At 46.9% G+C, this 9,776-nt stretch carries 7 protein-coding genes; 6 read left to right on the top strand and 1 reads right to left on the bottom strand.

Annotated features, from left to right (window positions below; all coding sequences use genetic code 11):
• The first annotated feature begins 94 nt into the window (after window positions 1-94).
• From tkt to LRP50_RS13145, 4 genes are all read left to right on the top strand, one after another.
• A complete protein-coding gene (gene tkt, locus LRP50_RS13130) occupies window positions 95-2,089 on the top strand; it encodes a transketolase (RefSeq protein WP_274164919.1) in 1,995 nt (664 codons plus the stop codon).
• A gap of 245 nt (window positions 2,090-2,334) precedes the next feature.
• Complete coding sequence (locus LRP50_RS13135; protein ID WP_274164920.1) at window positions 2,335-3,036, top strand: cupin domain-containing protein; 702 nt, start codon at window positions 2,335-2,337, stop codon at window positions 3,034-3,036.
• 64 nt (window positions 3,037-3,100) lie between these two features.
• Window positions 3,101-3,742 carry a glutathione S-transferase gene (locus tag LRP50_RS13140; protein ID WP_274164921.1) on the top strand — a complete coding sequence of 214 codons (642 nt, stop codon included), beginning with the start codon at window positions 3,101-3,103 and terminating at the stop codon, window positions 3,740-3,742.
• Window positions 3,743-3,757: 15 nt separating this feature from the next.
• Window positions 3,758-4,540 (top strand): MBL fold metallo-hydrolase, encoded by a 783-nt coding sequence (locus LRP50_RS13145; RefSeq protein WP_274164922.1) that lies wholly within the window; start codon window positions 3,758-3,760, stop codon window positions 4,538-4,540.
• Between the two features lie 64 nt (window positions 4,541-4,604).
• Here the strand turns inward: LRP50_RS13145 and LRP50_RS13150 are convergent, their stop codons facing one another.
• Complete coding sequence (locus LRP50_RS13150) at window positions 4,605-5,567, bottom strand: LysR substrate-binding domain-containing protein (RefSeq protein ID WP_420791222.1); 963 nt, start codon at window positions 5,565-5,567, stop codon at window positions 4,605-4,607.
• A 339-nt stretch (window positions 5,568-5,906) separates the two neighbouring features.
• Here LRP50_RS13150 and LRP50_RS13155 point away from each other — a divergent pair, with 339 nt between their 5' ends.
• Both LRP50_RS13155 and LRP50_RS13160 read left to right on the top strand, forming a co-directional pair.
• A complete protein-coding gene (locus tag LRP50_RS13155; RefSeq protein WP_274164924.1) occupies window positions 5,907-7,013 on the top strand; it encodes a flavin monoamine oxidase family protein in 1,107 nt (368 codons plus the stop codon).
• 973 nt (window positions 7,014-7,986) lie between these two features.
• The coding region (locus LRP50_RS13160) for a calcium-binding protein (RefSeq protein ID WP_274164925.1) at window positions 7,987-9,776 on the top strand (1,790 nt) is incomplete at its 3' end.

The raw sequence follows: 9,776 nt of genomic DNA on the forward strand, positions 1-9,776 counted from the left end.
CATTTTCAAGAGCGGCTATTGCCGCTCTCTTATTTCTTATATCATTCTGTTGATTGATATCAGGTCTGAAATTCATAGTTAAGGTAAGCCCAAGATGGAACGTAAAACCCTTGCCAATGCGATCCGTGCGCTAAGCATGGACGGTGTACAACAAGCCAACTCTGGTCACCCTGGCGCCCCAATGGGCATGGCTGACATAGCAGAAGTCCTGTGGCGTGACCACATGAACCACAACCCACAAAACCCTGAGTGGGCTGACCGCGACCGTTTCGTCCTGTCGAACGGTCACGGTTCAATGCTGATTTACTCTCTGCTTCACCTCACTGGTTACGATCTGTCGATTGACGATCTGAAAAACTTCCGCCAACTGCATTCAAAAACTCCAGGTCACCCTGAATACGGTTATGCACCAGGCGTTGAAACCACAACCGGTCCGCTAGGCCAAGGCATCACCAATGCGGTGGGCATGGCAATGGCAGAGAAATCGTTGGCAGCACAATTCAACCGTGACGGTCACGACATCGTTGACCACAACACTTACGTGTTCTTGGGCGACGGCTGTTTGATGGAAGGCATCTCTCACGAAGCCTGTTCACTGGCGGGTACATTAGGCTTGGGCAAGCTGGTTGCATTCTGGGATGACAACGGTATTTCTATCGATGGTCATGTTGAAGGCTGGTTCACTGACGACACGCCTAAGCGTTTTGAAGCGTACGGCTGGCACGTTATTCCTGCTGTTGATGGTCATGACGCTGACGCAATCAATGCCGCTATTGAAGCAGCTAAAGCAGAAACAGGCCGCCCTACCCTCATCTGTACCAAAACTGTGATTGGTTTCGGTTCACCTAACAAAGCAGGCACCCACGATTGTCACGGCGCACCACTAGGTGCAGATGAAATCGCAGCAACCCGCAAACAGCTTGGTTGGGAACACGGCCCGTTTGAAATCCCTGCGGATATCTACGGAAAGTGGGATGCAAAAAACGCAGGTGCTGCGAAAGAGTCTTCTTGGAACGAGAAGCTGGCAGCGTACGAAGCGGCTCATCCTGAACTAGCTGCTGAATTCAAGCGCCGCGTAAACGGCGATTTGCCAGCAGAATGGGATGCAAAAGCAAACGCAATCATTGCTGACCTGCAAGCGAACCCTGCAAACATTGCTTCACGTAAAGCGTCTCAAAACGCGCTAGAAGCGTTCGGTGCGATGCTACCTGAGTTCATGGGCGGCTCTGCTGACCTTGCACCGTCAAACCTGACCATGTGGTCTGGTTCGAAAGCCGTGACAGCAGACGACGCATCAGGCAACTACATCCACTACGGTGTGCGTGAGTTCGCAATGACCGCGATCATTAACGGTATTGCACTGCACGGCGGTTTCGTACCTTACGGTGCTACCTTCCTGATGTTTATGGAATACGCACGTAATGCAATGCGCATGGCTGCATTGATGAAGGTTCAAAACATCCAAGTTTACACCCACGATTCAATCGGTCTGGGTGAAGATGGTCCAACTCACCAGCCTGTTGAACAAATTTCTTCACTGCGCCTAACGCCAAACATGAGCACATGGCGTCCGTGTGACCAAGTGGAATCTGCGGTTGCGTGGAAACTGGCGATTGAACGCAAAGACGGTCCGACGTCACTGATCTTCTCGCGTCAGAACTTGGCACAACAAGCGCGTGATGCAGAACAAGTGGCGAACATTGCTAAGGGTGGTTACATCCTGAAAGACAGCATTGGCCAACCTGAGCTGATCCTTATCGCGACGGGTTCTGAAGTTGAACTGGCAGTGGACGCGGCAACTAAGCTAACTGCTGATGGCATACAAGTACGCGTTGTTTCTATGCCTGCAACTGACGTGTTCGATAAGCAAGATGCGGCATACCGTGAATCGGTATTGCCTTCAGACGTGACAGCGCGTGTTGCGATTGAAGCAGGTATTGCTGACTTCTGGTACAAGTACGTTGGCTTCGACGGTCGTATCATCGGTATGCACACCTTCGGCGAATCTGCACCAGCGGGTGAGCTGTTCAAGATGTTCGGTTTCACTGTTGAAAACGTGGTTGAAACGGCAAAAGAGTTGGTTGAATAAGCCGTCTTTACCATCAGTCACTAGACGTTTTTGATTCCAAAAACCCGCTGATAAGCGGGTTTTTTATTGCCTTAACGCCACTCCTCGATCGTAATATGGAAACCATTTCCCTTTAGATATAAGTAATTAGACCAAACCCTCCCCACCGACATACCAAAACTATCTCACCCTCATAAATTTTATGCCTCGTGCGCAGAATTCACTCTCCTTAGACTGGCTATAAATCAAAGATAAGGAGCGACGAAATGGCAGCAACAGACACAAAAACAGCCAGCCAAGAATACATCGAATGGAATGTGGATCTGTCTGTTCCGATTACCATATCTGGCGGTTCATTGCCTTTCTCTGATACCCCGATGGTTGGTGTGAAACGAATGATGTTTGAACGTCGTGGTGATGAAATAGCGAGACGAGCAACATCGTGTGTTCGCTATGCACAAGGCAGTTCATTTAAACCTCACAGCCACCCCGGGGGTGAAGAATACATTGTTCTCGACGGCACATTTTCCGATCACAGCGGCGATTTCACCAAAGGCTGGTATGTGAGAAACCCCGTCGGTTCAACCCATGCGCCATTCACCAAAGAAGGCTGTGAAATTTTCGTCAAGCTTTCCCAAGTACCCTCTAACGAGCCTGATTACTTCTACCTCAATACTCATGACGCGAATTGGGAAACCATTGAAGATAAGCATATGCAACTTCGCCTCTGGAAATCAGACATCGAAGATACGACCTTAAATCAATTTAAACCAGGCTATACGTTGGGCGTAATCAAGAATGAGGAAGTAACTGAATTCTTTGTGTTGTCAGGCACAGCAATCATTAACGACGTTAGTTACGAACACCACTCTTGGATGCGTTTTCCAGCAGGTACCACAATAACCATGTCCACGGAATTGGGCGCAGTGGTTTATCAAAAAATAGGATCAGGCGAAGTACGCGTCTAGTCTCCCAAAAAATCATATTGGATTAAAAACATAACGACCGAGAAGACTCGGATAAGGAAAAGTCATGTCCTCAGAAAATACAATTACCCTTTATGAAACCACAGGCTTCCCTAACCCTGCACGTATTCGCGCTGCACTGGCAGAGAAAAATGCGCTTAATCAGGTGGCATTTATCGAAGTTGATGTCATGAATCTTGAGCATCGTTCAGAGGATTTCTATGCCATGAATCCGACAGGAACCGTGCCTGTACTTCGCACATTAGAAGGTGAATACCTCTCCGAATCTACAGCCATTACTGAATATGTTGATGCACTTTTTGATGGTCCATCGCTCACGGGAACAACACCGTTAGAGCGTGGGGTGATCCACATGATGCAACGCAGAGCCGAGTCGATGGTTATGGATGCGGTAGCAACCTATTTTCACCACGCCACCGACGGGTTAGGCCCAGCGCTAGAAACCTACCAATGTTCGGAATGGGGCAACCATCAGAAACAACGTGCTCTCGCCGGGTTTGCCTATTTTAACAAGCTATTAGAAAACAACTTATACGTCGCTGCTAATACGTTTTCTATGGCTGATATCACCTTGTTTTACGGGCTGGCGTTTGCCGAATTTGCAGGTCTTCAGATTCCTAGCGAATTGACAAATCTCATTGCATGGCGCGAAACCATGTCTCAAAGAGACTGTTTCTCGGCAAACTAACTAAGGAGTGAGAACATGAAAGTACAACCTTTTTTTCATGTGGAAACGGGCTCACTCACCTATGTTGTATCTGACAGTGGGTTCGCACTCATTGTAGACCCTGTTCTCGACTATAAAGATGGCAATATTACGCACACACATGTTGATTCTGTGTTGGACTATATCAAACGGAAAGGACTGGATTTACGCTTTGTGCTAGAGACACATATTCATGCTGACCATCTCTCTGCATCTCAATATGTGAAAGACATCACAGGTGCTAAATCAATGATAAGCGCGAAGATAAAAGAAGTATTTAGTCAATGGAAAGCAAAGCTAAACCTGAAAAATGTCGCGAATTTCGATTACTTTGTCGATAGTGACTCTAGGATTCCGTTTGGTTCAAAAGTCATCGAAGTCATCGAAACTCCAGGGCATACCCCTGCTTGCATTACATATAAAATTGATGGTCATATTTTTGTTGGGGACACACTTTTTGCCCCTGACAAGGGCACATCGAGGGCTGATTTTCCAGGCGGTAGTTCAACAACGTTGTTTCATTCGATACAAAAGCTCTATCAGTTACCGAATGACACAACCGTTTATCTCTGCCACGACTACCCTCCGTTGGGAGCTTCACCAACAACGCATGTAAAGTTGGACTGGCAAAAAAGACGGAACGTCATGCTCAATCAACAGACCTCCCTGAATGAATATGTCTTTTCGCGAGACAGAAGAGATCGTTCACTCTTGGAGCCAAAACTGTTGAACGTCGCGATTCCATTCAATCTCACTTTCCGCTTACCGGCCAATAGCTAACGTAATAAAAAGGGACTCACAATGTGTGAGTCCCTTTCCTCGAGGTATGTAATAAGCAACGCATTCACGCTGTAGAAAGCAACCAACTCCTAAAAGCATCAATGTGTTCGCTCATGTCACTCTGCACTTCATCTTGTTTCCAAACGAGAAAATAACAAAATCTAGACCGGAATTGATATTTACTCACGTCAAACGGGCACACTAACTCCCCCGACTTGAGTTCATCTTCAATCAATCGACTTCTGCCCAAGGCAAGTCCATTCCCTCTGCGCGCGAGTTCAATCACGCTTGCGAAGTCATTAATCTTTAATCCATGCAATTTATTCGGAACGGCGACATCCACGCGATCTGACCATTCTTGCCAGGAAGGGTATCCACTGCTGGAAGCTACGGAGTGATCATGAAGTAGAGGAATACCTTTCAGCAAATGAGGCGGAGTTTCATTCAGGCCATGCTGCTTCGCAAACTCAGGGCTACACACTGGAAAAACATCTTCAAACATTAAATGCTGAGCACACAGATCTTCCCACTGCCCAAGCCCATAACGGATGCCAACATCAATTCCTTGCTCGGCGTAATCAACAATGGAGATACTTGTTTCCACCTGAATATCAATATCATCATGCTGCATTTGATACTGATTTACCCGCGTTAGCAGCCATTTAGATGCAATCGAAGGGCTAGCAGATACGGTGATAATATCCTCTGCGGGTTCATCAATAAGGTGATTTAACCCCCGCAGGATCAGTTCAAACCCTCTATGGATATCAGGGAATGCATTCACTCCCTCAGCCGTCAATGTTAAGCGGGATGATCCCGACGTCGCACGATTAAATAGTCGAACATTGAGCCAGTCTTCCAATTGTCTGACTTGTTGACCCACTGCAGCAGGCGTGACATTAAGTTCCTGCGCTGCACCAGCAAAGCTATGGTGCCTCGCGGTCGCTTCAAATGCCCGTATACCGTTTAGATGGGTAATTTTATTCATTCTAAATTTTTTTAGCCGTTTATTAGATGCGTCCATCATCTACCTCATTGCTAACATGGCCTGAGTGCATAAAAGCGCGTCATGTCGTCGAACTCATTCATTTGTATACCCAATCAACCTGAAGATGCGGAATTCAGGTTGTTTAGTTATATCAATTTAGCATGCAAAACATCACGTTTGGCCTATTTATATGTCCTGACTGTATTACAGCGCGTCATAAATCATGGCAGTGAATATGCTGAGAGCATACCAATACCCAGCGGTAATGCTACGTTTTACTGGGGAAGAAAAACTATCTCGCCGCTGAACAAATCATGCCTCGTCACCGATTGTTTGTTCGATAAAATCCATAAGGGATAAATGGCTATGGAGTTTGGAATGAGCACAGTAGTTGAAACAGCAATCATCGGTGGCGGGTTAAGCGGTTTGTTCGCCGCACACCTGTTAGAACGACAAGGGCGAGACTATGTGCTGTTTGAAGCTCGAGAGCGTTTCGGTGGTCGAATTATCTCACTCCCCTCAAATGATGCTAACCAAGCGAACGTTGATTTAGGTCCATCTTGGTATTGGCCAAACATTAATCCACGACTATCTGCACTCGTCACCGCACTTGAAATCATGAGCTACAAGCAATTTTCATCAGGTCGTTATCTCATCGAAGAAACGCGCGGTGCACCTGCTCAAGCCATCGATATCGGTCAGGACATCATGCCAGACACTTACCGTCTTCGTGGAGGAATGCAGGCACTGATCAATGGCTTGTTGAAGAAGATACGTTCTGAACAATGCTTCCTCGGTACACCAGTGAAATCAGTCACCAAACAAAGCGATAATACTTATCTATTAGAGTATGAGCATCGTGGTGGCAAAGGCGCATTGGTCGCAAAACATGTTGTGTTTGCCATGCCCCTGAGACTCATCTCTAACACGATATCCTTCCACCCAGCTCTCTCTCCAGCGCTGAAAAGAGCATTTGATGGTACTGAAACATGGATGGCCGCCCACGCCAAAGTCGTATTAACATACGCCACACCTTTTTGGCGCGACAAAGGGTTCTCTGGCTCTGCATCTAGCCGCGTGGGGCCAATGGTGGAAATACATGACGCCTCTCCAGAGAATGATCAAGCAGAGCCGGAATATGGAGCCTTGATGGGTTTTATTGGCATCAATGGTGCGGCAAGAAAAACAGCTGGTGATGGCACGTTGAAACGTCTCATCCTTCAACAGGCGGCGAAGTTATTTGGACCAGAAGCGCAACACCCTCTGAGCATCGAATATGTTGATTGGTACCAAGAAACTTTTACAACTACAACCAGTTACCTGTCAGCCTCACATGGCATCTATGGCATTGACATTGAAAACATCGAACACCCACATATTTTCTTTGCAGGAACGGAAGCCTCTCATAGCTTTGGCGGTTATTTAGAAGGGGCTCTAGATGCTGCAAGCCTGGCGGTGAATGCCATCACGTCCCTTTCTCACTGACTCCCCCTTCACCTTGGTTTCGCTTAACGGAAACTCCCTCGAACCCGAAGCCCGTGCTAATTGTTCGGAGACGTTGTTGATTACCCCCATTTCGATATAAAGCGGGTTATTTCTTTCCTAAAATCCCACGCCCATAGCCTTGATTAATGCTACGACACCCCATTCATCCAAACGAAAAAACCAAACCTATCTTTTACATACACTTAAAAAATAAACATTAGAGTGTTCTAATTATTCGAACATGATACTCATCTAGTTTAGTAATCAATTACACACTCAGCAAAAGAGTAAGGTAAATCATTTATCTATGAGCCAAATTATCAACCAAGAGAAATCATTAATACTAAAACATCATATCTGTATAAGTATTCACATTTAGCAACATATCACCCAATGCAGACTAAAGGCCGCCTAGCCAGAAGAGTTCAGTATTTTTCAACCAATCCACACAACCACACCGATACAGCATAAGTCATTGAAATATAAACATGTTTTCGACAACGTAACGCTGAAGTATTGACTACTTGAAAGTCATGCACCTCAGTTTCAATGATAAATGCATTTACTCAATGTAATGCCCTACTTTTTCCATACTTATTTAATACCTAATAGAATCATATAAACATTAGAAAACGCTGAATAAACGAATGAAAAAATACTCTTAATACTTCCACACCTTCTCGCATTCAATTTAATCATTAAATTACAAAGCTCTACATGTGAAACAGTTATATTGAGAGAATAGGCATCTACATTCACACCCTCCAGGTGTGGCTCTTCCGATTATATATAATTAAGTCTTTCTTCATACTTAGCTTAAATCCAATTCATAACCTCACATTAACAGCCTCAATCATGAGACATTTGGCTCTGTGAAAAATCACAAATGTTAGATATATATTAATGCATCAATCGATTGCATTAACAAACAATCACTCACAATAAAACAAGTGCATCATTTCTGGAGAGCAAAATGGCCAACATCATCAAAGGAACTGAAGGAAACGACAAGATAAAAGGAACAGACGGCGTAGATATTATCTATGGATATGGTGGCGATGATTACATCGAAGGCTGGGACGGCACTGACTATATCTATGGTGGCGATGGTGATGACACTGTTATTGGCGGTGATGGTACAGATGAGGTGCATGGTGATGCAGGAAACGACTGGGTTCGCGGTGGACTGCTGAATGACAATCTATATGGCGACTCGGGCGATGACCGAATAGAAGGCTTCCACGGTGACGATAACCTTTATGGCGGCACAGGTAACGATAGGCTTTATGGCGGTGAAGGTAATGACAATCTTTATGGCGGTGAAGGTGACGACAAAGTTCGCAGTGGGGAAGGCGACGACATTGCACATGGCGGCGATGGAAACGACGTCATGTTTGGTGACGACGGTCACGACACAATCAATGGTGACAATGGCAATGATATTCTCTGGGGTAATGAAGGAGAAGATACGCTCAACGGAGGTAATGACAACGATGGACTCTGGGGCGGAGACGGCAATGACAAGTTAAATGGTGATGCTGGCGATGACAACCTTCATGGCCAAGATGGTGATGACACCCTAAACGGTGGTGAAGGCAATGATAGTCTCTATGGCGACGCTGGCAACGATACTCTCGATGGCGGATCCGGTGATGATTCACTGTTTGGCGGAGATGGCTCAGATAACCTCAAAGGCGGCATAGGTAACGATACCCTCTCTGGAGGCAACGGAAACGATAACCTTGCTGGTGATGATGGTAACGATACCGTCTATGGCGGAAGCGGAGACGACACCATTAGTGGTGGTAAAGGTGACGATGTTTTATTCGGTGATACGGGCCTAGACGGCTCAACCGACTCTCACCCACCTCTCGATGAACTCAATTCGACAAGAAACCTGTCAACAACGGCTGCTGTTGCTGCTGCTGGCAATGACACCATCCATGCGGGCGACGGTAATGACACTGTTTACGGTGAAGGTGGTGACGATAAACTCTACGGCGAAACAGGTGACGACAAGTTACACGGCGGTAAAGGGATCGATACCCTTTCTGGTGGTCTTGGCGATGACCTTCTGCATGGTGGTGAGGATAACGACAACCTTGATGGCGGTGCAGACAATGACTCCCTTTACGGCGAAAGTGGCGCAGATCGATTAGTAGGTGGGACCGGTAATGACTTTCTTGACGGCGGCTCCGAAAATGATGTGCTTTATGGTCAAGATGGAAATGACACGCTTGTAGGTGGAACTGGCAATGACCACTTAGATGGTGGTAACCACAATGACCGCTTGTTCGGCGGTGATGGGAACGACGTTCTCGTTGGCGGTTCAGGTGACGATGAGCTTGATGGCGGTGATGATAACGACAGGCTCTTTGGACAAGACGGTAACGACCAGATTAGCGGCGGAAACGGAAACGATTATGTCGAAGCTGGTACGGGCGACGATACCGTAGATGGTGGCGCAGGCAATGACGTTATCTATGGTCAAGACGGCAATGACACCCTCTCCGGCGGGACTGGCGACGACGGTATTGACGGCGGCACAGGCAATGACCGTGTATACGGCAATGACGGTAACGATGGCCTCTCCGGCGGCGATGGCAACGACTACGTTAACGGCGGCACAGGCAACGACCGCCTCTATGGTAACGACGGCGATGACCACTTAGTCGGCGAGCACGGTAACGATCTCCTGGTTGGCGGCCACGGTAACGACACCCTCGAAGGCGGCACCGAAGACGACAAGCTCTACGGCGAATG

The organism is Enterovibrio gelatinilyticus (assembly GCF_028683095.1).
GTDB classification, from domain to species: domain Bacteria; phylum Pseudomonadota; class Gammaproteobacteria; order Enterobacterales; family Vibrionaceae; genus Enterovibrio; species Enterovibrio gelatinilyticus.

What these genes read in the sequence shown, in the direction of transcription:
- LRP50_RS13135 (WP_274164920.1), top strand. Translation starts at nt 2,335, where the DNA reads ATGGCAGCAACAGACACAAAAACAGCCAGCCAAGAATACATCGAATGG.
- LRP50_RS13155 (WP_274164924.1), top strand. Translation starts at nt 5,907, where the DNA reads ATGAGCACAGTAGTTGAAACAGCAATCATCGGTGGCGGGTTAAGCGGT.
- tkt (WP_274164919.1), top strand. Translation starts at nt 95, where the DNA reads ATGGAACGTAAAACCCTTGCCAATGCGATCCGTGCGCTAAGCATGGAC.
- LRP50_RS13150 (WP_420791222.1), bottom strand. Translation starts at nt 5,567, where the DNA reads ATGATGGACGCATCTAATAAACGGCTAAAAAAATTTAGAATGAATAAA.
- LRP50_RS13145 (WP_274164922.1), top strand. Translation starts at nt 3,758, where the DNA reads ATGAAAGTACAACCTTTTTTTCATGTGGAAACGGGCTCACTCACCTAT.
- LRP50_RS13140 (WP_274164921.1), top strand. Translation starts at nt 3,101, where the DNA reads ATGTCCTCAGAAAATACAATTACCCTTTATGAAACCACAGGCTTCCCT.